The sequence below is a fragment of the Antrihabitans stalactiti genome (assembly GCF_012932915.1).
Classification (GTDB): domain Bacteria; phylum Actinomycetota; class Actinomycetes; order Mycobacteriales; family Mycobacteriaceae; genus Antrihabitans; species Antrihabitans stalactiti.
This window is the reverse complement of record NZ_VCQU01000009.1, coordinates 219,964-242,809: the sequence shown is the minus strand read 5'-3', so window position 1 is coordinate 242,809 and position 22,846 is coordinate 219,964. Positions and strand designations below refer to the sequence as shown.

At 63.6% G+C, this 22,846-nt stretch carries 20 protein-coding genes and 1 riboswitch; of the genes, 11 read left to right on the top strand and 9 right to left on the bottom strand.

Annotation, left to right across the window (positions count from 1 at the left end; genetic code table 11):
- Nucleotides 1-4: 4 nt before the first annotated feature.
- Both FGL95_RS24120 and FGL95_RS24115 read right to left on the bottom strand, forming a co-directional pair.
- Nucleotides 5-6,196 carry a non-ribosomal peptide synthetase gene (locus FGL95_RS24120; protein WP_169591765.1) on the bottom strand — a complete coding sequence of 2,064 codons (6,192 nt, stop codon included), beginning with the start codon at nucleotides 6,194-6,196 and terminating at the stop codon, nucleotides 5-7.
- A 145-nt stretch (nucleotides 6,197-6,341) separates the two neighbouring features.
- On the bottom strand, nucleotides 6,342-6,779 hold the full coding sequence (locus FGL95_RS24115) for an AMP-binding protein (protein WP_169591763.1): 438 nt from the start codon (nucleotides 6,777-6,779) through the stop codon (nucleotides 6,342-6,344).
- 184 nt (nucleotides 6,780-6,963) lie between these two features.
- Here FGL95_RS24115 and FGL95_RS24110 point away from each other — a divergent pair, with 184 nt between their 5' ends.
- From FGL95_RS24110 to FGL95_RS24095, 4 genes are all read left to right on the top strand, one after another.
- Nucleotides 6,964-7,908, top strand: a complete 945-nt coding sequence (locus FGL95_RS24110) for an ABC transporter ATP-binding protein (protein WP_169591760.1) — start codon at nucleotides 6,964-6,966, stop codon at nucleotides 7,906-7,908.
- Nucleotides 7,908-8,678: an ABC transporter permease gene (locus tag FGL95_RS24105; protein ID WP_169591757.1), complete on the top strand. Its 771-nt coding sequence runs from the start codon at nucleotides 7,908-7,910 to the stop codon at nucleotides 8,676-8,678. Before FGL95_RS24110 ends, FGL95_RS24105 begins: the two co-directional genes overlap by 1 nt.
- 94 nt (nucleotides 8,679-8,772) lie before the next feature.
- The gene (locus FGL95_RS24100) at nucleotides 8,773-10,224 is read left to right on the top strand and encodes a M28 family metallopeptidase (RefSeq protein WP_169591755.1); all 1,452 of its coding nucleotides are present in this window, start codon (nucleotides 8,773-8,775) and stop codon (nucleotides 10,222-10,224) included.
- Between the two features lie 37 nt (nucleotides 10,225-10,261).
- Complete coding sequence (locus FGL95_RS24095) at nucleotides 10,262-11,131, top strand: adenylate/guanylate cyclase domain-containing protein (protein ID WP_420838082.1); 870 nt, start codon at nucleotides 10,262-10,264, stop codon at nucleotides 11,129-11,131.
- 15 nt (nucleotides 11,132-11,146) lie between these two features.
- On the opposite strand, the gene thiD is transcribed toward FGL95_RS24095, so the two are convergent.
- Both thiD and thiC read right to left on the bottom strand, forming a co-directional pair.
- Nucleotides 11,147-11,989 (bottom strand): bifunctional hydroxymethylpyrimidine kinase/phosphomethylpyrimidine kinase, encoded by an 843-nt coding sequence (thiD, locus tag FGL95_RS24090; protein ID WP_169591750.1) that lies wholly within the window; start codon nucleotides 11,987-11,989, stop codon nucleotides 11,147-11,149.
- A gap of 22 nt (nucleotides 11,990-12,011) precedes the next feature.
- Nucleotides 12,012-13,661, bottom strand: a complete 1,650-nt coding sequence (gene thiC, locus FGL95_RS24085; RefSeq protein ID WP_169591747.1) for a phosphomethylpyrimidine synthase ThiC — start codon at nucleotides 13,659-13,661, stop codon at nucleotides 12,012-12,014.
- Nucleotides 13,654-13,762, bottom strand: a riboswitch (TPP riboswitch). Its footprint overlaps the gene before it by 8 nt.
- 121 nt (nucleotides 13,763-13,883) lie before the next feature.
- Between thiC and FGL95_RS24080 the strand changes: the two genes are divergently transcribed.
- Complete coding sequence (locus FGL95_RS24080) at nucleotides 13,884-14,210, top strand: N-acetyltransferase (protein WP_169591743.1); 327 nt, start codon at nucleotides 13,884-13,886, stop codon at nucleotides 14,208-14,210.
- Between the two features lie 102 nt (nucleotides 14,211-14,312).
- On the opposite strand, the gene FGL95_RS24075 is transcribed toward FGL95_RS24080, so the two are convergent.
- Entirely contained in the window at nucleotides 14,313-14,786 is a 474-nt protein-coding gene (locus FGL95_RS24075) for a hypothetical protein (protein ID WP_169591741.1), read from the bottom strand.
- A gap of 77 nt (nucleotides 14,787-14,863) precedes the next feature.
- On the opposite strand from FGL95_RS24075, the gene FGL95_RS24070 reads away from it, so the two are divergent.
- Nucleotides 14,864-16,615 (top strand): MFS transporter, encoded by a 1,752-nt coding sequence (locus tag FGL95_RS24070; RefSeq protein ID WP_169591738.1) that lies wholly within the window; start codon nucleotides 14,864-14,866, stop codon nucleotides 16,613-16,615.
- Nucleotides 16,612-17,031 carry a MarR family winged helix-turn-helix transcriptional regulator gene (locus FGL95_RS24065; RefSeq protein ID WP_338080005.1) on the top strand — a complete coding sequence of 140 codons (420 nt, stop codon included), beginning with the start codon at nucleotides 16,612-16,614 and terminating at the stop codon, nucleotides 17,029-17,031. The genes FGL95_RS24070 and FGL95_RS24065 overlap by 4 nt, the downstream gene beginning before the upstream one ends.
- Before the next feature lie 16 nt (nucleotides 17,032-17,047).
- On the opposite strand, the gene FGL95_RS24060 is transcribed toward FGL95_RS24065, so the two are convergent.
- From FGL95_RS24060 to FGL95_RS24045, 4 genes are read right to left on the bottom strand one after another with little or no spacing between them, the layout of a single operon-like run.
- Nucleotides 17,048-17,863, bottom strand: coding sequence for an exodeoxyribonuclease III (locus FGL95_RS24060; protein WP_169592051.1), 816 nt, complete (start codon nucleotides 17,861-17,863; stop codon nucleotides 17,048-17,050).
- 12 nt (nucleotides 17,864-17,875) lie between these two features.
- Complete coding sequence (locus FGL95_RS24055; RefSeq protein WP_169591735.1) at nucleotides 17,876-18,376, bottom strand: hypothetical protein; 501 nt, start codon at nucleotides 18,374-18,376, stop codon at nucleotides 17,876-17,878.
- A 10-nt stretch (nucleotides 18,377-18,386) separates the two neighbouring features.
- On the bottom strand, nucleotides 18,387-19,325 hold the full coding sequence (locus tag FGL95_RS24050) for an N-acetylglutamate synthase, CG3035 family (protein WP_169591733.1): 939 nt from the start codon (nucleotides 19,323-19,325) through the stop codon (nucleotides 18,387-18,389).
- Entirely contained in the window at nucleotides 19,312-19,899 is a 588-nt protein-coding gene (locus tag FGL95_RS24045; protein WP_169591730.1) for a peptide deformylase, read from the bottom strand. Before FGL95_RS24045 ends, FGL95_RS24050 begins: the two co-directional genes overlap by 14 nt.
- Before the next feature lie 107 nt (nucleotides 19,900-20,006).
- On the opposite strand from FGL95_RS24045, the gene FGL95_RS24040 reads away from it, so the two are divergent.
- The 4 genes from FGL95_RS24040 to FGL95_RS24025 all read left to right on the top strand — a co-directional run bounded on the left by FGL95_RS24040 (nucleotide 20,007) and on the right by FGL95_RS24025 (nucleotide 22,746).
- Nucleotides 20,007-20,339, top strand: coding sequence for a DUF3263 domain-containing protein (locus FGL95_RS24040; protein WP_169591728.1), 333 nt, complete (start codon nucleotides 20,007-20,009; stop codon nucleotides 20,337-20,339).
- A 15-nt stretch (nucleotides 20,340-20,354) separates the two neighbouring features.
- Nucleotides 20,355-20,840, top strand: coding sequence for a LytR C-terminal domain-containing protein (locus tag FGL95_RS24035; protein WP_338080004.1), 486 nt, complete (start codon nucleotides 20,355-20,357; stop codon nucleotides 20,838-20,840).
- A gap of 97 nt (nucleotides 20,841-20,937) precedes the next feature.
- Nucleotides 20,938-21,594 (top strand): superoxide dismutase family protein, encoded by a 657-nt coding sequence (locus FGL95_RS24030; RefSeq protein WP_169591725.1) that lies wholly within the window; start codon nucleotides 20,938-20,940, stop codon nucleotides 21,592-21,594.
- A gap of 24 nt (nucleotides 21,595-21,618) precedes the next feature.
- Nucleotides 21,619-22,746, top strand: a complete 1,128-nt coding sequence (locus FGL95_RS24025; protein WP_169592046.1) for a glutamate--cysteine ligase — start codon at nucleotides 21,619-21,621, stop codon at nucleotides 22,744-22,746.
- The last annotated feature ends 100 nt before the right edge of the window (nucleotides 22,747-22,846 follow it).

Below are 22,846 nucleotides of genomic sequence, written 5' to 3'. Positions count from 1 at the left end.
TCGACTAGACCGACCGGGTCAGCGCGATAACGACGAACTTTTCCGGTCCGGCGCCGTGCCGGAGCAGCACGCGGGCGAGACGATTGGACCAGCTGTCGATCTCACGGTAGGTGAGGTCGTGGTCGCCCGACGACACCGCGACTGCGTCGGGGTCGATAGTTGCCGCAGTGCGCAGAAGCATGGGCAGCGTCGCCGGCTCTGCCTGCGGCATGCCGGAAACCGGTGCGAGAGTCGAACGTTCGGCAGAGCTGGACGGTTGCAGCGATCCGACGCGGGCATGCGGGTTTCGCGTGAGATCGTCGAGAAGCCGGAGATATCGCGTCAAAAGCTCGTGTGCTGCGCCGTCGTCGAACTCGTCTGCGGCGTACTTGAGCAACAACTTCAGGGATTCACCGCCCGCAATCCCGCTGGTTTTGGCCGGAATTGCCATCAGGCTCAACGGGTACGGCGTCGCATCGTCGATCTCGATATCGAGCACCTGCATGCCGGCAACCTCGAGCGAACGCCCCAGCGCACCTTTGTCGACGGGATAGGACTCGTACACCGTCAACGTATCGAACAGTTCGGGAAGTCCGAGTTCCCGATGGATCTCGGCGAGACCGACGTGTTGGACCTCGCGGACCGCGGATTGTTCGTGCTGGACGCGAACCAATAGTTGCGCGACGGTTTCGCGCGGATCCAGTGTCACCCGTACCGGAACTGTGTTGATGAAGAGGCCGATCATGGACTCCACGCCGGCCAGTTGCGGCGGCCGCCCGGACACTGTGCCGCCGAACACGACGTCGTTGCGACCGGTCAAGGTGGACAGCGCGATCGCCCACGCCGTCTGAATGGCCGTGTTAGGTGTCACGCTGTAGTCGCGCGCGAGAGCCCCGATAGCGGCGATCGTGTCTGCGCCAACGTCGGTCGAGACCCTTCCGGTCTGGGTCGACTCGATGCGTGCCAGTCTGCGCACTGCTCGGGTCGGGGCTTCCACGCCGGAAAGTGACTGCAGCCAAGGCGCTCTCGATTCTTCGGGGTCTTGTTTGCTCAGCCAGGACAGGTACTCGGAATACGAACGAGCCGGTGTCAAGTGTGCCGCAGGCACATCGGCGTACAGGAGCAACAACTCCTGCACGAGCAACGGCGTCGACCAGCCATCCAACACCACGTGGTGGTTGGTCATCAGTAGCTGATGCTGGTCGGAGCCCGTGCGAATCAAGGTGACGCGGAGAAGCGGTGCCCGGGAGAGGTCGAAGCGCGTTGCCTTGTCGCTGGCAATCGCCTGGGCGGCAGCGTCGGCACGCTCCTCGTCGTCGACAATATGGGTGAGATCTATTTCACGACAATCGATTTCCGCATGGGCGACGACGACCTGGCGCGGTCCCGAATCCGTCTCCACGAATGCAGCGCGCAGAATTTCGTGGCGATCGACGAGTTGCTGTGCCGCTCGGCGAATGCGGGCAGAATCGACTGGACCGCTCACGGTCATCCGGACCTGGACCGTGTAGTCGTCGGCAGTCTCGGTGTCGTAGAGCGCGTGGAAGAGCATGCCGAACTGCAGCGGGGAAAGCGGCCAGACGTCGGTCAGTGCCGGATAGCGCTTTTCCCATCGGTCGATCTCGGATTGGGTGACCGAGGTCAACGGGAAGTCCGACGGGCTGTGGCCACCGGCACCGGGAACGGCAGCTCGAACGGCGACGGCCTGCAAGACCTCGACCCAGATCCGAACGAGCTCGCGTACATCGTTCTCGTCCAAGAGCTTCGACGCGTAGGTGATCGTCACGTCTAGCTCGGGGCCTGCCGTGGTGTCGCGAGTCAGTGCGTTGATATCGAGCACCGCAGGCAACGGCATCGCGGCGTCGCGCGTCGCGGCGAATCGGATCGGCAGCCAGACCCCGTCGCCGCCACCGGCACCGGTTCGGCCGAGATAGTTGAAGCTGATCTGAGGTTCGCGGTGGCCTGCGAGGGACTCCGCCGTGTGGGCGTTCAGGTGGCGCAGCAGGCCGAATCCGATGCCGCGGTCGGGCATCTCGCGAAGTTGCTCTTTGACCGCCTTGATCGCGGCGTCCAGCCCGCTGTCGGATCCATTGCCGGCGACGATGTCGTTGCAGCGCAATGCAACCGGATAGATCGTGGTGAACCACCCGACGGTGCGCGACAGGTCCGCGCCTGCAGCGATTCCCTCTTCGCGTCCATGACCTTCGAGGTTCAGTACCACCGAGTCGCCGTCGCAGCCGCGCTGTCGGCGCCACCGTGCGACGGCGATCGCAAGTGCCGCAAGCATTCCAACGTCGGCGCTGCAGTGGAATTTGTCGGCGACGGTGGTGAGCACACTGCTCGCCGTCGCCGTGTCGAGAGTGACCGTGAATTCGGCAGCAGTCGCTACTGTGTCGACGGCTGGATCGATCGCGCGAGCACCGAGAGTGGGGTCTTCGGCCTGCGCGACCTGCCGCCAGCGCTGCAGTTCTTCGACGCGCCGTGCGTCGTGCGCGGTCTCGGTCAATGCATGGGCCCATCGTCGATACGACGTCCCGACCTCGCCGAGCATCGCAGGCGTGCCGTTCGCTGCCATCGACCATGCAGTCACCAAGTCGGGCAGAAGGATTCGCCAGGACACGCCGTCGACCGCGAGATGGTGAATCACCAGCCACAGTAGGCCGTCGAGGCCAGGTTGCGACATGCAGATCGCTTGCAACATCGTGCCCGCCGCTGGGTCCAATCGATCTGCGGCAGCGTGTAATTCCCTCTCGGCAACAGCATCCGATGTCTCATCTGCTCCAACCACGATGTGGCTGAACAGATCTGCGGCAACGACTGTTCCCGGTAAGCGGCACTCGAGCTGCCGAGTTCCAGCGGGGCCGTCGGCGAGCTGTGCACGCAGCACATCATGGTGGTCGATTACCGCCTGTAGTGCAGTTGTGAGGATCTCGGGGTCGAGATCGGCAGGCACCCGAACGAGTACTGCCTGACTGAAGCGATCGATCGGTCCGCCTCGAGCGAGCATTGTTGCGATGACGGGCGTCATCGCGACTGGACCGATACCGCCGCCTTCCAGCTCTTCCAATTTCTCTTGGGCCTGAGCGTCGGTTGCAACAGCCGCGATGGCGGCGACGGTCTTTCGTTCGAATACGTCGCGCGCCGTGATGTTTACGCCGGCAGCCTTTGCGCGGGCCACGAGCTGGATCGACAGGATGCTGTCGCCCCCGAGGGCGAAGAAGCTGTCGTCGACACCGACAGACTCGACGGCGAGCAATTCGGCAAAGAGTGCGACGAGGACTTCCTCGCGCGGAGTCGTCGGCGGACGTGCGGTAGCGCTCTGAGCCGTGAAATCTGGTGCAGGAAGAGCAGTGCGGTCGACCTTGCCGACTGGAGTGAGGGGGAACGAATCGAGGACGGTTATCGACCCGGGCACCATGTACTCGGGAAGGAACTGGGCGACGTAACTCTTCAATCGGCCGACGTCGACGGCGGTGTTCGCATTCGGCTGTACATACGCCGCGAGAACTGTTCCCCCGGAGGGGGTCTGCACCGAGCGGGTCAATGCGAAAGAAATACTGTCGTCACGCATCAGCACCGCGTCGATCTCACCAAGTTCGATCCGGAGACCGCGAATCTTGACTTGAAAATCGCTGCGGCCCATGTATTCCAGAGTTCCCGGCCGACTCCAGCGCACAACGTCGCCGGTCCGATAGAGCCGACTACCCGGAGCGCCGAACGGGTTCGCCACGAATCGTGCGGCGGTCAACGCCGGACGACGGTGATAGCCCCGGGCGAGCTGAACACCCATGATGTAGAGCTCGCCGGGTGCGCCGACAGGAACCGGCTGCAGCCATTCGTCGAGGACGACCGCCGCCACGCCGCGGATCGGTCCACCGAGGTTCACTGGATCGGCCACGCCAAGGGCGCTGCTGATCAGCACGACGATGACCGTTTCCGTCGGCCCATAGCAGATATGGAACTGCCGGCCGGGTGTCCAGCGCTGGACCAGGTCGGTGGGCACTGCCTCGCCGCCGACGGTGAGGACGCGCAGTTGTGGCAGCGCGGTCGGATCCAGAGTGGCCAGAACGGCAGGCGTGATGAACGCGTGTGAAATCCGTTTGTCGGCAAGTAGTTGCTGGAGCGGCGGCCCGGCGAAGACGTCCTTCGGCGCAATCACGAGGGCCGCGCCTGCGTCGACGGCGAGGAGGAGTTCCAACAAGGAGGCATCGAAGCTGGGTGACGACACGTGCAGAACGCGTGCGGAGGCGTCGACGACGTAGCGATCGCGTTGCTCTGCGGCGAAGTTGGCAAGTCCGCGATGGGTCACGACTACGCCCTTGGGTTTCCCCGTCGAGCCCGATGTGTAGATCATGTACGCGGCGTGATCGAGGTGTATCGATGCACCTCGGTGATCGTCGGTGATCGGTGTATCCGGGCTCATCCGTATGGCTCGCATGGTGGCGAAATCGTCGATCACGAGCCATTCGACCGAGTCCGGCAGTCCGGCTCTGTCCGCGCGGGTGGTGACCCCCGTCCGAACGCCGGAATCGGTGAGCATGTGCTCGATCCGGTCCCTGGGGTAGGTCGGGTCGACCGGCAGAAATGCCGCGCCGGTCTTGGCGATCGCCCACAGTGTGCAAATCGATTCGATCGATCGCGAAAGAGCAACGGCAACAGTTGTTTCCGGGCGAGCGCCCATGTCGAGCAGGACGTTCGCGAGGCTATTCGACCGGCGTTCCAGTTGCGCGTAGGTAACCTCGGTATCGCCCATGATCAGGGCTGGGTGTTCTCGATTCCGAGCAGCCGCTTTCTCCAAGATCGTCGGAAGTGTGGACGGTGGTTCGGACTGTCGTCCCCACGCTGGGACGAGCTCGGCTCGTTCTCGACCGGTCATGAGTTCGAGCGACGACTGCGGGGAGTCGAGACCTGCCGCGAGAAATCCGTGCAGGAAGTCGAGGAACCGGGCGTGGTGACCACGCAGCTCGTCGTCGCTGTACATGTTGGGGTTCGCTTGAAAGTCGATATGGGTGCTCGACCCACCGATCCCGGGATACAGGTTGACGAACAGGTCCTCGATCAGGCCGGAGGTCAACACGTGCAGCGTGCCGACGGACTTGCCCAATTCGATCCGAGCGTCGAACGCCATGATGTTGACCGATGGTCCGAACGACGCCGTGTTGTCGCGCGCGTAGCCGAGGTCGCGCATGATGTCTTCCTGGCGATAACGCTGTCGGCGCAGCGCGCCGGTCAACTCGCTCTGCGCGGTCCGGACCAGGTGCCCGATTGTGGTGGTTCGGTCGAGAGTCACGCGCAGTGGCACGACGTTGGCGACCATGCCGCCGGACCGTCGCAGGGAAGCAGTGGTTCGGCCGGACACCGGCAAACTCAGGGTGATGTCGGAGTGCCCAGTCATGCGTGACATGTAGGTGCCGAACGCCGCGACGATGACGACCGCGACGCTGGAATTCGAGGCTGCGACCAGCGCGTCGAGCAGGGCGGACGTCTCGGCAGGCAATTCTGCACTGACGCGGCGCGGATGGGAATGCACTGGGGCTCGGCCGCTGGCAAGACTGACGACCTCGGGCAATCCCGCGAGGTGTTCGCGCCAGTACTCACCGTCGGCCGCGAAACGGGGCGAGCGTCGGTACGCCGCATCGAATTCGACGATCGACAGCAGATCGTCCGCGAGCCGGGGCGGTTCTTGCTCCCCGTTGACTCGCGCGTTGTACAGCGCGGCGATCCGCTGCACCATCGTCATCGCGGCGTACCCGTCCAACGCGATGTGGTGAATGCGGGAATACAGGAAGCAGCGTTCGTCTCCGATCCGCAGGAGTTCGGCCTTCACGAGACGATCGCGCAATAGGTCCAGCGGCGCCGAGTACTCGGCGTCCATCCAGGCGTGTGCTGCGGCCACCGGATCCCGATCGCCACGGAAATCGTGCAATGCGGGCTCGTCGTCGAGGGTTTCGTCGACGACCTGATACGGCACCCCGTCGAACTCCACCAATCGGAGGTAGCCGGTGCCGAACTCCCTGCCCGCCTGACGGGTTGCCGCCGTCAGCGCATCGATGTCGAGTTGCCCCGATATGTCGACGTATTGCGCGATCGATATCGGCGCTGCGCCAGCCACATGTTGCGCGAACCAAATGCCGCGCTGCGCTGCAGAGAGGGGGAAAATGTTGGCACCCAATAGGTTTGACGAGCTGTCGATCGACGCCCGGAATTGTTCGTGCATGTGTGACCTCGCTGTCTGCCGGCGCGTTCCGGCGGCGAATCAGCCGTCTTCGCCAGCGTATGAGCAGCGAATCGGTAGGAAACGAGTAGTGGGCTACGTGGATGCGCCTGGTCGGATCGCACCCACCAGGCAGGTAGTTGCGTCCCTAAGCGGATATCGGGGTGGAGCGGCGAAGCTCGAATTCGGCGACGGATTCGTCGGAGACTGTCTTGTATCTGATGACGGTTGCCCTGTCGTCGAGCACCAGCCAGCAGACCGCGTCGGACAGGCGTTCGCGATGCGCCCTCGTCGTCACCCCGACAGTCGTAGCTGCGAGGGCTCGATTCCAGTTCGCTCGAGGAGTGCGTGGATCGACGGCGATTTCGCGCGCGCCGATCTTGGCGACCGCCACGCTGGCGACCATCGACTCGATCGAGTGGTCCAGCACGATTGCGACCCGACTCCCGCTCACGACGCCGTGATCGGCCAGTACTCGCGTGAGCCGATTCGACCAGCGGTACAAATCGATGTTGGTGAGTGTGCAGTCAGCGGTCGCGGCCGCGACTCCGTCCGGTGCCAGACGTGAAGTAGGGGGGTTCGGCATTGCCGGCTCCTGTTCGAGCGAGTGTTTCTTCTACGCTTAAACTTCGCCGATCGACCCCCTGTGGAACATCAACCGAAGGGGTGACGTAGCGACCCCTTCGGTGCCTGGGGGTCATCCTTAAGGATGACCCGAGTCGCGACCTCCGGTCGATGTGCCTGCTAACGATCTCCGGCATCCTGGTCACATGATCGAATTGAGGGGATTGACCAAACACTTCGGGGCGACAGCGGCCGTCGAAGATCTATCGTTCACCGTCCAACCGGGCCACGTGACCGGCTTCCTCGGACCGAACGGTGCAGGCAAATCGACCACGATGCGGATGATTCTCGGGCTCGACCGCCCGACCTCCGGCGTCGCACTCGTCAACGGCAAGCCGTATGCCGAACTGACGAACCCACTGCGCCAGGTCGGCGCGTTGCTCGATGCCCGTTGGGTGCACCCGAACCGATCGGCGCGGGCCCATTTGCAGTGGATGGCCGCGTCCAACGGCATCCCGAAATCCCGCGTCGACGAGGTGTTGCGCTTGGTCGGGCTGAGCGAGGTCGCAGGCAAGCAGGCGGGTGGCTTCTCACTCGGTATGTCGCAGCGGCTCGGGCTTGCGGGCGCGTTGTTGGGGGACCCGCAGGTACTGCTGTTCGACGAGCCGGTCAACGGCCTAGACCCGGAAGGCATCGTCTGGATCCGAAAGTTCATGCAGCGCTTGGCAGCCGAGGGCCGCACGGTCCTGGTGTCCAGCCACTTGCTGTCCGAAATGGCCCAGACCGCTGAGCATCTCGTCGTCATCGGCCGCGGCCGTTTGATCTCGGACTCCACGGTCGGCGAGTTCATCGAACGTTCGTCGGAGTCGACGGTCCGGGTGCGCAGCCCTCAGCTCGACCTGCTTCGCAGCCTGCTGACCTCGCGCGGACTGACCGTTCGCGAAGACGGCATCGGCGAAGACGGACCGGCGCTGTCGGTTCTCGGAACCACGTCCGACGACGTCGGCCGGCTTGCGGGCGAGAACGCAATCACGCTGTACGAGCTTGCGCCGCAACGCGCCTCACTCGAAGAGGCATTCATGAAGCTCACGGGCGGCGACGTCCAGTACCACGGCGAAGACTTTCAAGAAGTAATGGGAGGTGCGCTCTGATGGGCGTATTGGCTGCAGAACGTATCAAGATCACATCGACCAGGTCGCCGTTGTGGTGCACGGTCATCATCATTGCGCTCGGCCTCGGCTTCGCCGCATTGATGGGTGTGTTCGCCAATCAGGCGGTCGCGCATCCGGACCAAGCGGGCGGCTTCCCAGGCCTGACCACCGGGACCGCATCGAGTGGAATCACCGGATTCGGCGTCATGGTCCTCATGATCCTGGCGGCTCTCGTCGTCACGAGCGAGTACCGGTTCGGCACGCTGAAGACGTCCTTCCAGGCGGTGCCCAAGCGGACGACCGTCGTGGTTGCAAAGGTGGCGATCGTCGGTTTCTTCGGCGCAGTCCTCACAACCGCACTGGCCTTCGGTGCGTACATCATCGCGGGCCTCGTCGCGAACTCCGAAGCCCAGCAGGCGCTGACGTTGTCGAGCGAAGCGGATTGGCGCGGCATCTACGGAGTACCGATCTACGCCTTCCTGTGCGTCACTCTGGCGATTGCAATCGGCGTCCTGTTGCGGCAGTCCGCAGGCGCGATCTCGCTGCTCGTCCTGTGGCCGTTGCTGATCGAGTCGTTGTTCGGACTGTTCGGCAATGTCGGGCGAAAGATCCAGGCGTTCCTGCCTTTTCAGAATGCGAACAACTTCCTGAGCGGCGACAACGGGATCGACTTCCACTGGGGACCGTGGGGCAGCCTCGTCTACTTCGCGGTGTTCGTCTTCGTGATCCTCGGCGCGGCTGTGTTCGTCGTCAACAAGCGCGACGCCTGACCGTTACTCGTGCGTGCGGCCCGACGCTGAACTGCGTCGGGCCGCCCGCCGTATGTAGGTAATGTGTTGGTTTGTAGCGGGAGGGAACCAATCGATGAAGACGGCAGCACGCATCGCCATCTCGGCTGTGGCATTTGCGCTGGTCGCGGCGGGTTGTAGTTCGTCCGACGAGCAATCGGCACCGCTCACCCCCGACGGGCTTGCTGCCGCTGTCACGACCGACGCGATGGTCGCGCACCTGGACGCACTCGACAAGATCGCACGTGAGAACGGTGGCAATCGCGCTGCCGGGACGACGGGCTACGACGCGAGCGTTGCGTATGTCACATCGAAGTTGAAAGAGAAGGGTTTCGACGTCCAGACCCCGGAGTTCGACATCCACGATTTCGAGGTGAACGGAGAGAGCCTGAAGGCCGGCGACCGCGATTTCAAGATTTCGGCGCTCGGCTATTCGCCCGCCACACCGAAGGACGGTGTGCGGGGCCGCCTGGCGGTTCTTCCGACCGGGGACAAGCCTGGTTGCGACGCGACCGATTACGACGGAATCGACGTCCGCGGTGCGATCGCGCTCGTCCACCGCGGCGACTGTACGTTCGCCGCCAAGGAAAAGCTTGCCGCCGAACACGGCGCCGTTGCCCTACTTGTCGTCGTCGCCGGAGACGACATCCGCGTCGGCACTCTCGGCGAAGACAACTCGGCAAAGCTCCCGACCGCGGCGATCAGCGACAAAGACGTAGACGCCCTTGTCGGCAGCGGTGAAGCAACACTCGCGATCGATTCGAAGTCCACGACCCTCAAGTCGAAGAACATCATCGCCCAGACCAAGACCGGCTCGGCCGACAACGTGATCATGGTCGGGGCGCATCTCGACAGCGTCCCTGAGGGCCCTGGCATCAACGACAACGGAACCGGCAGTGCGGCCGTACTCGAGACTGCCCTCCAATTGGGCAGCGAGCCGAACGTGGCGAACGCGGTCCGCTTCGCGTGGTGGGGTGGGGAAGAGCTCGGTCTGCTCGGCTCGACCGACTATGTGGACCACCTGAGTCCCGATCAACGACTCGACATTGCGATGTACCTGAACTTCGACATGCTTGGATCGCCGAACCCTGGGTATCTGACCTACGACGGTGATAATTCCGACAAGCTCGGCGAGCCGGCAGGTCCGGATGGTTCCGCGGCGATCGAGCGGGTCTTCAACTCGTTTCTCTTGCGCGAAGGTGTCACGCCCGACGGAACCGATTTCGACGGCCGCTCGGATTACGGCCCGTTCATCGAACACAAGATCCCCTCGGGTGGGGTGTTCTCCGGCGCGGAAGAGATCAAGTCCGCAGCTGAGGCGGCCAAATGGGGCGGGGAGGCTGACAAGCCGTTCGACCCTAACTACCATGCGCCTGGCGACACTCTAGCTAATGTGAACCGCGAAGTTTTCGGTCGCAATGGCGACGCGGTGGCGTACTCCGTCGCGACGTACGCCTTGTCGATCGAAGGCCCGAACGGCGTGCCGTCGCGCGCCGACCGTGCATCGGCGCGGGGCGATGACAAGTAACAAGTCACCTGACGGTGCGCTGATATACGCTCGTCCGGTGGCCGACAGACCCATCGGCGAACGGGAACCGCACCCCGTCGCCGACGCGCAAGGTGGGTCGAGCGCGGTCAAAAATGCAGGTCGCCGTGGGTTTGCTGAGTGGTTGGAAGAGGCCAATCGCAGGCCCACGTTGATCGCGGCGATTCGTCGCTTTCGGTCGTTGCTGCCCGGTGATCCCGGTTTCGGTGATCCACTCTCGACCGCAGGCCCTGGCGGCGCGTCCGCCGTGGCCCGCGCGGCGGACCGGCTGGTCGGCGACGAAGGCGGTGTCGCACGGGAACTCGGTCTCGGGGCGCTCCAGGTCTGGCAAGCAGGCCTCGAACGAGTCGGTCGCGGCAAAGGTAGCCGTGAGGTCACTATCGTCTTCACGGATCTGGTCGGATTCTCCAGTTGGTCCCTCGGCGCGGGCGACGACGCAACTCTGGAGTTGCTGCGCGGCGTTGCGAAGGCGATCGAACCGCCGATCGTCGAACGCGGCGGGCACGTGGTGAAACGCATGGGCGACGGACTCATGGCCGTGTTCACGTCGGCCGATCGCGCGGTCCAGGCGGTCGTCGTCGCGAGAGAGCATCTCGAGCACGTCGAGGTGGCGGGCTTCAAACCGCAGATGCGAGTGGGGATTCATACCGGCGCCCCGAAGGAAATCGGCGGCGACTGGCTGGGGGTGGACGTGACGATCGCGGCACGCGTCATGGAGGCCGGCGGCAACGGCAACACCATGATCTCCGCAAACACGCTGCAATCACTGCGCCCAGACACCCTGGAACAGCTGGGCTTCACGATCAAGCCGTACCGCCGCAGCTTCTTCGCCGCCCCGCTTTCGGGCGTTCCGGAGGACCTGCGGATCTTCGCCCTCAAGCCCCTGTAGCTACTCGTGCACGATCTACTCGTGCAGCCGCCATAGCGGCGACACCGGTCCGTGGCCGGCGCCGAGATCGTAGGCAGCTTCCAGACACCGCGTAACCCACTCCTTGCCGAATTCGACGGCGTTCGGTACGTCGTAGCCGTTCGCCAACGCGCATGCGATTGCCGCAGCAAGGGTGTCGCCACCGCCGTGATCGTTTCCGGTGTCGATTCTCGTGCTGGTGAACTCGAGAAAACGATCGCCGTCGAACAAGATGTCGCGACTTTCGGTGGACGTGCGCAGGTGCCCGCCTTTGACCAAAGCCCATTGCGCACCCAGAGCGTGCAGCGACTGGGCGGCTTGGCGGGCGGTCGCGTCGTCGACCACGTCGATCCCTGTGATCAACCGGACCTCGTCGAGGTTCGGTGTGACGATCGTGGCCAGCGGAATCAGGGTGTGCCGAACTGCATCGAGCGCCTCTGGGTGCAGGAGCGGGTCGCCGTGCATCGACGCGCAGACGGGGTCGACCACGAGGGGAACGGTTCCACTCCGCCCGATCCCGACCTCGTTGCACACGCCCGCCACCGCCTCGATGATCGCGCTCGACGCCAGCATGCCCGTCTTCGCGGCGCCGACACCGATATCAGTGGCGACCGAACGCACCTGGTCGGCGACGATGTGCGGCGGAATCTCGTGAAAGCCGCTGACACCCAACGAGTTCTGGACCGTCACCGCGGCGACGGCAACGAGGGCATGCACGCCGCACAACGCCATGGTGCGGGAATCGGCTTGAATCCCCGCCCCGCCGCCGGAGTCGGTCCCCGCGATCGTGAGCACACGGAGCGGGGTGGTGCCGTTCGGCGGCAGTGGCAGCAGATTCACGATCGGACCCTAACGTTTCGAATCAGACAACGGGCAGGTAGACCTTCGAACCTGCCTCGACGAACTCTTCCGACTTCGCAGCCATTCCCGCCTCGATCGCATCGACATCCGTCAAGCCGTTGCGCTCGGCGTACTCGCGGACGTCCGCGCTGATCCGCATCGAGCAGAACTTCGGGCCGCACATCGAGCAGAAGTGTGCGGACTTGGCGGGCTCGGCAGGCAGCGTTTCGTCGTGGTACGAGCGGGCGGTATCGGGATCGAGTGACAGCGCGAACTGGTCGTGCCACCGAAACTCGAAGCGCGCCTTGGACAATTCGTCGTCTCGCTCTTGTGCATGTGGGTGTTGCTTGGCGAGGTCGGCGGCGTGCGCAGCGATCTTGTACGTGATCACACCGACCTTGACGTCGTCGCGGTTCGGCAGTCCGAGGTGCTCCTTGGGCGTGACGTAACACAGCATCGCAGTCCCGGCCTGGGCGATGATCGCCGCGCCGATCGCGGACGTGATGTGGTCGTAGGCAGGTGCGATGTCGGTGGCGAGCGGTCCGAGGGTGTAGAACGGCGCTTCCTCGCACAGTTCTTCTTCCAGCCGCACATTCTCGACGATCTTGTGCATCGGGACATGGCCAGGACCCTCGATCATCACTTGCACGCCATAGGATTTCGCGATCTTCGTGAGTTCGCCGAGGGTGCGCAGTTCGGCGAACTGAGCGGCGTCGTTGGCGTCGGCGATTGATCCTGGGCGCAGTCCGTCGCCGAGAGAGAACGTCACGTCGTACCGCCGCAGGATCTGGCAGATCTCTTCGAAGTGGGTGTACAAGAACGATTCTCGATGATGGGCCAGGCACCACGCTGCCATGATCGAGCCACCGCGCGAGACGATGCCGGTGACCCGCTTGGCCGTTAACGGCACGTACCGCAGCAGCACGCCGGCGTGCACGGTCATGTAGTCGACACCCTGCTCGCATTGCTCGATCACGGTGTCGCGGTAGATCTCCCACGTCAGGGCGGTCGGGTCGCCGTTGACCTTCTCCAGTGCCTGATAGATCGGGACCGTGCCGATCGGCACCGGTGAATTGCGCATGATCCATTCACGCGTCTCGTGGATATTCTTGCCGGTCGACAGGTCCATGATGGTATCGGCGCCCCAGCGGCTGGCCCACACCATCTTCTCGACCTCCTCGGCGATCGATGACGTCACGGCTGAATTGCCTATGTTCGCATTGACTTTCACCAAGAACCGCTTACCGATGATCATCGGTTCCGCCTCTGGATGGCGATGGTTGGCGGGGATCACAGCCCGCCCGGCGGCAACCTCATCGCGCACCAATTCGACCGGAAGTCCCTCGCGGGCAGCGATATACCGCATCTCTGCGGTGATGATGCCCGCGCGTGCCCAAGCAAGTTGGGTCGCGGCGCCGTCGACGGGATCGGGTTTGGTCCACTGGTCCCGCAATTTCGGCAGTCCGGCGTCGAGATCGATCGTCGCGGTCGAGTCCGTGTACGGACCCGACGTGTCGTACAGATCGAAGTGGTCGCCATTGGTCAGCTCGACCCGACGAACGGGCACGGTCAGTCCGTCGATGTCGACGTAATGTTTGTGGCTGCCCTCGATCGGGCCGGTCGTGACTGTGCTCTCGGAGACAGATGTGTCGCGCACGTTTTTATCGAGCATTTCGTATCCTCCCTACGCCGGCATTACCCGGTCAGGTTCATACGGTCGACGGCCCTAGCCGTCCTCTCAGCCCGCTGGTGCGAGCCCCCGTGTGTTGTGTAGTTGTCCGTTCGCGACCTTAACGCAGTAGTTGCAACTCGGTGGGTGACAGGCGCTCCAATCACCTATTAAATGGTGAGGTACATCACAGCGCTGTGGCGGGTAGAGGGTCATGGAGGTGTCGTGCTAGCAGGTTCGCCCAGCGTCGAAGTTACGGACAATGCAGGTCAGAACCGATTCGAGTTGCGATTGAACGGCGACTTGGTCGGGATCATCGGGTATTACGAATACGAAACCGGCCGACCGCGAACGCCGCACCGGCCGGTCGTGTCGTTCATGCACACGGTGATCACCGAGGATTTCGGTCACCGCGGTCTCGCGGGCGTGATCGTCAAAGGGGCGCTCGATCGCGCGCGGGAATACGGCTGGAAAGTCAGGCCGGTCTGCAGTTACGTGCAGCGATTCGTCGCCGAACATCCCGAATATCAGAATGTGTGCATCCCGGTCTAATCGCTCCCACCTCGCGATGGTTTTGCTGACTTCGCGGTCCCTATGGGGTGCGCGGAGTCCGTAAAACTACCGCGAAGTCGCCGATCTGGTGCCCGAAGTGAGTCAGTGTCGGCGGTCGGTCGATCTGGCCTCGATCGCCGCCGCGACGCCTGCGACGCCGTCTCGCACGATGGTGCCGTAGGCGTCGTCGGCGAGGACGTCCAGGCAGCGCCGAGCGGCATCGATCTCGCGCTGCGCAGCCTCGAACGACCCCAGTCGGCGATAGTTGTCGGCCAAGTTCAGGTGCAGTGACGGATAGAACCCGCGGACGTCGAGCGATGCGTGGTACTCGCCGGCACGTTCGTTGCTCAGCCCGTCGGCGGCGTCGAGTGCGCGGACGTCCCACGCGAGAGCCTCCGCCGGATCGTCGTACAGATCCGCCAGATAATGCGCGAGCGTGCAGCGGTGCAGTGGATCACCGTGCGGACCGATGGTGTGCCAGAGGTCGAGCAGTGTCGTCCGCGCGCCAGTCTGATCACCGGCTCGGCTGGACGTAACCGCCTGCATGATCGCTGCCATTGTCGGGTCTGTCTCCATGCGTCGACGCTATGTGCGACCACCGACAAACCTGCCCAAATTGATTAGTTAGCATTACGCAACTAAAGTCGGTCGACATGGCTGTCCCTGTGCTCGAAGAACCCCAGGCGGACGCCGGCGACGTCTCGACCATCAGACGTCGACTGCGCGTCGACCGCGACCACCCGCACTACAAGTGGATTGCGCTCTCGAATACGACGCTCGGCGTCCTCATGGCGACGATCAACTCGTCGATCGTGATCATTTCCTTGCCTGCAATCTTCCGTGGCATCCACCTGAACCCGTTGGCACCGGGCAATGTCAGCTACCTGTTGTGGCTGCTCATGGGCTTTCTGCTCGCATCCGCGGTGTTGGTGGTGATGTTCGGTCGGCTGGGTGACATGTACGGCCGGGTGAAGATCTACAACCTCGGCTTCGTCGTCTTCACCGTGTCAGCGATTGCGCTGTCGTTCGACCCGTTCGATACCGGGGCTGGCGCGATGTGGTTGATCCTCTGGCGTGTTGTGCAAGGCGTCGGCGGCGCGATGTTGATGGCGAACTCGACAGCGATTCTGACGGATGCGTTTCCGTCGAACCGGCGCGGAATGGCGTTGGGTATCAACCAGGTTGCTGCAGTCGCGGGTTCGTTCCTCGGCCTGATCATCGGTGGCGTTCTCTCCGAATGGGATTGGCGCGCCGTGTTCTGGGTGAGCGTGCCGATCGGAATCCTCGGCACGGTCTGGGGGTATCGATCGTTGCACGAACTCGGCGAACGTAATCCGGGTCGACTCGACGTCGCAGGCACCCTCACCTTCGGGCTCGGCTTGACCGCGCTGCTCACCGGAATCACCTACGGGATCCAGCCATACGGTGACGCATCGACCGGCTGGACCAACCCGTTGGTGCTGGGCGCGGTCATCGGTGGTGTGGTCCTGCTCGGCGTGTTCTGCTACGTCGAAAGCGTGGTCGCGCAGCCGATGTTCCATCTCGCGCTGTTCAAGAACAAGGCATTCGGGCTCGGCAACCTGGCGGGCCTGATGGCGTCGGTCGGTCGCGGCGGGTTGCAGTTCATGCTCATCATTTGGCTGCAAGGTATTTGGCTTCCGCTGCATGGGTTCGACTACGAATCGACGCCGTTGTGGGCGGGAATCTACCTATTGCCGTTGACCGTCGGCTTCCTCGCCGCCGGACCGATCTCCGGTTGGCTGTCCGACCATTACGGTGCGAGACCGTTCGCGACCGGTGGTTTGGCGATCGTCGGCATCACCTTCATTGCGCTGCTGTTGATCCCGGTCGATTTCAACTACTGGCTGTTCGCGTTCATCGTGCTGCTCAACGGAATCGGGTCCGGGCTGTTCTCGTCACCCAACGCGGCAGCGATCATGTCGAGCGTCCCCGCGGACCAACGCGGTGCGGCATCGGGAATGCGCGGCACGCTGTTCAACGGCGGCACCGCCCTCTCGATCGGAATCTTCTTCTCGCTGATGATCATCGGACTCTCCAACACCCTGCCTTCGGCGATGGGGTCGGGCTTGCAGGAGCAAGGCGTCTCGGCTGATGTGGCCGGTTCGGTCGCAGGGTTGCCGCCGGTCGGCAGTCTCTTCGCCGCGTTCCTCGGCTTCAACCCCGTCGAGCAGTTGCTCGGACCGAGCGGCGCTCTCGACGCGCCCGGTGTAGACAAGGCGGTGCTGACCGGGCAGGACTTCTTCCCGCACTTGATCTCCGGACCGTTCCACTCCGGATTGGTCGTCGTCTTCGTCGCCGCGGCGCTCATGATGTTCTTGGGCGCGATCGCGTCTTGGTTCGCAGGTGGACGCTACGTGCACGACGAGACACAATTGGCCGCGTGAGCGACGCGCTGAACGAGGCCGCAGAACTGTATCTGTTGCTCGGCCGCGTGACGCGCGCGCTTCGCAAGACCGGCGACGCAGGTTCGCTGAGTTCCGGAGTCGCGTCTGCGTTAGCGACGTTGACGCGGTCCGGGCCGATGCGGCTCGGCGATCTTGCTGCAGCAGAGCGGGTTACGGCACCGACGATGTCGAGGATCGTCACAGCGCTGGAGAAGGCCGAGTACCTGGTCCGTACTGCCGACCCCGACGACGGACGGGCGCAGTTGCTCTCCGCGACGGACGCCGGCCGCCAGCTGGTCACGGGCCTGACCTCCAGTCGGATACAGCTTTTCGCCACTGCCCTGGAACGACTCGATGCAGCGCAACGGAATTCGCTCGCGACCGGACTTGCCGCGATCGAGCAAGCCCTCACCTGAACGGGCGCCGGCGGCGCTATTCGAACTCAACCACCACCGGCGCGTGGTCGCTGGCGCCTTTGCCTTTGCGCTCTTCCCGATCGATCGACGCGCCGACGACGCGCGCGGCGAGGGCGGGGGAGGCGAGGGCGAAATCGATGCGCATGCCCTCGCGTCTGGCGAACCGCAGTTGTGTGTAGTCCCAATAGGTGTAGACGCCAGGTCCCGGAGTGAACGGCCGGACCACATCGGTGTAGCCGGCCTCGCCGAATGCGTCGAAGGCGGCACGTTCGGCGGGGGTGGTGTGCGTCTTGTCGGCGAAGTACTCGACCGACCAGACGTCGTCGTCGGTCGGCGCAATGTTCCAATCGCCTGCCAACACGATCTGCGCATCCGGGTTCGCAGTGAGCCATCCCATAGCGTCCGTGCGCAGGTTCGCCAACCAGTCGAGCTTGTACTCGAAATGCGGGTCTGTGGGCGATCGACCGTTCGGCACGTAGAGGCTCCACACCCGGACCTCGCCGCAGGTCGCTCCGATGGCGCGCGCCTCCGTCACTTCACCGAAGATGTCGAGAGTGTCGGCCTCGTAGCGGTCGAAGCCGGGCTGGTCCGCGAAGCCGACCTGGATGTCGGCCACACCAACGCGCGAGGCGATCGCGACGCCGTTCCATTGATTGAGTCCGACGTGTGCCACCTCGTACCCGGCCGCATCGAACTGCTCGTACGGAAACTGGTCGTCACGACATTTCGTTTCCTGAATGGCGAGGACATCGACGTCGGACCGATCGAGCCAGTCCAAGACGCGGTCCAGCCGTGTTCGGACCGAGTTGACGTTCCAGGTAGCTATTCGCAGCACGATCGGCGGTCAGGCCACTCGTTGTGCTGCGGCCTTGCCAAGCGCGATCGACGCTTGGTCGAGCTTGGTCGGGTCGATTTTCGCGCTGACGACGACCGTGTACACGTCCTTGCCGACGACGAAATACAGCCAGCGTTCGCCCTTGCTGATGAAGGAGTCGGTGCCGATGCCAGCAGTGGGTGCGGAGGCATCGGCGATTCTCGGCTTCAGGTCGTTGAAGATGTCGATGCCGCCCGGCTGGACCGACAAGGAGAGGATCGACTCGTTGTCACCTTCGTGGGCTTTCCACTCGCAGGTGTTGGATTGGTAGATCGAGTAGCCCGGCTCGACACCCAGGGCGTCCTTGATGTCGGCCGCGGTCAGCAGGCCGCAGACCGACTCGGTCGACAAATTTGCGGCGCTCGCGGTGGACTTCGCCGCCGCGTCTTTCGAATCGGAACCGCATCCCGACACGAAGACAGCCCCAACTATCGCTAGCCCAGCTGCCATTGCAGCCACCCGCTTGTGCATGGCCCCCACCCTAACCGGCGGTCGGAATGGCGTAGCGGTACCGATGGTGGTCGACGAAGCCCAGCCTCCGATACATCGCGAGAGCAGGTTCGTTGTCAACCGACACCTGCAGGTACGCGTGCGTCGCGCCGCGGTCACGGCCCCACGCGACCATGCGCGCGCAGATCAGCGAGCCGAGGCCGTGGCGGCGGTGGGCTTCGTCGACCTCGACGGCAGTCAGGCCCACCCAGCGCCTCCCGTCGGTCGCCGAAGTGACCGCGGCGCGCGCAATGGCCATCGGTTTGCCGCCTATCGCACCGAGTTGCCCGAACCCGAGTTCGCCGTGCCGTACCGAGGTCAACACATCCAGAGCGGCGGGTGGTGGCACCGAGCCTCGGTAGCGATACAGCGAAAGCCATTCGGCACCAGGCTCGGCCGCGATCGCCACCATCGCCGGACCAGGTGGCAACGCGAGGTTCGTGATGTCGGCGGCCAGCACGAGAACCTCGTCGTAGGTAGTCCAGCCCGCAGGCACCGTACAGAGCCGATCCGGCAGCAGGAGCCGCGGGCCCTGGCCTCGATCGGCGTACCACTGCCGTATTGCATCCAGCGAGTCGAGCGTGGCCGATTGCTGGAGCGGTACAGCAGAATTCGCCCGACCGGTGAAGCCGGCTCCGGAGCGCAACAACCAGCCGTCGATCCAGTGGCGTTCCAGCCCTGGCCACCCGTCCGCCGCGGCGATCTCGAGTTCCCGAATCTCACTGGTCCGGATGGGTCTGGGCCCCAAGGCTTTCAATGCCACAACTCGGTCCGATGCGACCTGCACCACCGCGCCCGCCGCCGTACGGACCGTCGGGGGGTCGAGCGAGACGAGCTCGCCGATGACGTCGGTCATGGGCCGTTCGTACCCGGCGGGTAAGCGATACCGCAGGACGACGCGGGACCCGATCGGAATGTCAGTCTTCGTCATGACCGAACGGATCGGCGACCGTTCCGGGAATCCACTGCAAACCTGGTGTTCCCCAACCGTTTCGCTTGATGGCCTTCTTCGCCGCACGTGCATTTCGACCGACCAGCACGTCGACGTAGAGGAGGCCGTCCAGGTGCCCGACTTCGTGTTGGAGCATGCGTGCGAAGAAGCCGGTGCCTTCGATGGTCACCGGTTCGCCGTTGGCGTCGGTGCCCGTCACGCGCGCCCAGTCTGCTCGCCCGGTCGGAAACTGTTCTCCCGGAACGGAAAGGCAGCCTTCATCGTCGTTCTCGGGGTCCGGCATCGTCTCGGGGATCGCGGACGTCTCCAGAACCGGATTGATGACAGCACCTCTGCGGCGGGCTCCGTCGCCGTCGACATCGGGGCAGTCGTAGATGAAGAGTCGCAGTGGGATTCCGACCTGATTCGCGGCCAATCCGACACCGTTCGCGGCAGTCAGCGTCTCCTCCATGTCGGCGATCAACTCCGCCAGTTCGGCTGGAGTTTGTGTGACCGGCTGCGTGGGGTTGTGCAGCACCGGATCGCCGACTATGCGGATCGGGAGAATTGCCATGGTCGTCAAGGATACTTGCGCGACTCGCGAGCGTTCACGTCAGCGCGGTCTGTAGATCATGGTTGAATGATCCCCGAAGAACAACTGTGTAATTCGCAAGGAGTGAGATGGACGGCGCAGCAGCGCGTAGCCGGAATCAGCCTGGGCCAGCGGGTAACTCGGCAACGGCGAACGAGCGTGGGGAGGACGGCCTCACTCGCCGCGAGCATGACATTCTGTCGTTCGAGCGTCAATGGTGGAAATACGCCGGCGCCAAGGAAGAAGCAATCAAAGAACTGTTCGACATGTCCGCGACCCGCTACTACCAAGTGCTCAACACACTGGTCGACAAGCCCGAGGCGATCGCGGCGGATCCCATGCTCGTCAAAAGACTGCGCCGGTTGCGTGCAAGCAGGCAGAAAGCCCGTGCTGCGCGTCGGCTCGGCTTCGACGTCACCTGAGTTAGTGTCTAGAAGGTGAGCAACCCGAACCCGCCCCCGGGAGGGCCGCCCCTTCGAGCGCTCGCGATGGTGCTGATAGCGCTGGCGATCGTCTTCGTTGGTCTCGGCGCATTGTCGTTGACCAAATCCGATTCCGACGATTCCTCCGAGACGACGACGTCTGCGCCCAGCGCTGTGAGTCCGAGCGGTCCGTCGGCGACCACAACTGCGGCGAAGCCGGTGGACAAAACGATCCCGGTGCGGGTGTACAACAACAGCGATATCAGCGGGTTGGCCGCCAAAACGAAAACAACAATCGAAGCCGCGGGCTGGACTGTCACCGAGACTGGGAACTACACCGAAACCCAACTCGAGAAGACGACTGTCTATTACGGGACATCGACAGGGGAGAAAGAAGCTGCCGCAGCGATCGCCGATACGCTCGGCGTGAAGTCGGAACAGCGGTTGGCTGGATTGAAGAACACCCCACCAGGCGTCATCGTGATCGTCACTGCCCCTTGACCCGTGGTCTGATCCTTTCGGTCCGGCGGAGAAACCGCCCGTCTATGATCATGTCCACTTGCTCTGTGCTTGCCCATACGTAGAGGAGCGGTTCGAAATGGCTTTGCCCATATCCCGTCGGTTGATCGTGGGTTTTGCGATACCGGCTTTGTCGGTCGCTGCTCTCGGGTTGTCTGCATGCTCGCCCGACCAGAACCCCACTGACGTGAAGGGAACGACGCCAGCGCCGTTCACCAGTTCTCCTGCGCCGTCTGGCGCCGAGCACAGTGGCGAGCACGCTGCAACGACCACGGCAGCCGAGGCAGCAGGCGATTCGGTGACTGCAGAGCTCAAGGACTCGACCGGCAAGGTCGTCGGCACCGTCACGTTCAAGAAGGACGGCGATTACGTTCAGATCGAAGCCGACGTGAAGGGCGTGGATCCCGGGTTCCACGGTTTCCACGTGCACGAGAAGGGCGAGTGCGTCGGCGACTTCACCTCCGCAGGCGGCCACTACGGTCCGACCGAAAAGGGCGCGAAGGGTGACTTGACGTCGATTCAGGTTCGCGAAGACAAAGAGGGCGAACTCGTTACGACGACTGACGCCTTCACAATCGAAGACGTCAAGGGCAAGGCAGTCATCATCCATGCGCTGCCCGACAACTTCGGAAACATCAACCAGCGCTACAGCGCCAACGGCGTACCCGGACCTGACGAGGAGACGCTGAAGACCGGCGACGCGGGCGCCCGTGTGGCTTGCGGCGTCATCAAGTAGGTGGCCGGATCGGGCTCCGGCTCGCTGACAGTTCCGTTCGCGTCGTCGCCGCGACCCACTCTCGGCGTCGAATGGGAGATTGCGCTCGTCGACAAGACGACGCGAGACCTGGTCAACAACGCCTCGGAAGTGTTCGATGCCGTCGGTGAGTTGAAGGCACACGACGGCACACCACAGGTCACCAAGGAGCTCCTCCGAAACACGGTGGAGCTGGTCACCGGAGTCCACAACACCGTCGGCGAGGCCGTCGACGATCTGCGCGGGACCATGGACATCGTCCGACGCGCAGCCGATGGACTCGGAGTCGATCTGTACTGCGCGGGTACACACCCGTTCGCGCAATGGTCGACGCAGCAGCTGACGCGGTCGCCGCATTACGACGAGATGATCGAGCGGACGCAGTGGTGGGGCAGGCAGATGCTCATCTGGGGCGTCCACGTCCACGTCGGCTTGTCCCATCAGGAGAAGGTGTTCCCGATCCTGAACTCGTTGTTGCTGCAGTATCCGCATCTGCTCGCGTTGTCCGCGTCGTCGCCGATGTGGGCAGGCTCGGATACCGGGTATGCGAGCAACCGCGCACTGATGTTTCAGCAACTGCCGACCGCTGGCCTGCCGTTCCAGTTCGAGAACTGGGGACAATTCGAATCGTTCGTCCACGACCAGCTCAAGACCGGCGTCATCGACCAGCTCGGCGGCATGCACTGGGACATCCGGCCCGCGCCGAAGTGGGGCACGATCGAGGTACGAGTCTGCGACGGGATTTCGACGCGAACCGAGCTCGCGGCGATGGTCGCGTTGATCCATTGCCTCGTCGTCGAAGCAGATCAGCGCCTCGAAAAGGGCGAGACGCTACCCAGCATCCCGCCCTGGCACGTGCAGGAAAACAAGTGGCGAGCGGCTCGATACGGCCTGGACGCGGAGATAATTCTCGATGCAGACAGCAACGAGAGGCTGGTCACGGACGATTTGTACGATTTGCTGGAGCGGCTCGCACCCGTCGCGCGCAAGCTCGGCTGTGTCGAGGAACTCGCGTCGGTAGCCGATATTCCGCGCCGAGGAGCCTCTTACCAGCGACAACGCCGCGTGGCCGCTGCAGCAGGTGGCGATCTGGTGGCTGTTGTCGACTCGCTGGTCCGGGAGCTGGATTCCTGACCCCTGCGCGTATCTCGTTGTTCACATGACGGGGCCGGTGTTCATCGGGCGGCAGTCTAGGTTAATAGGCCGTTTACTATATGTGGGTGTTGATCAAAGC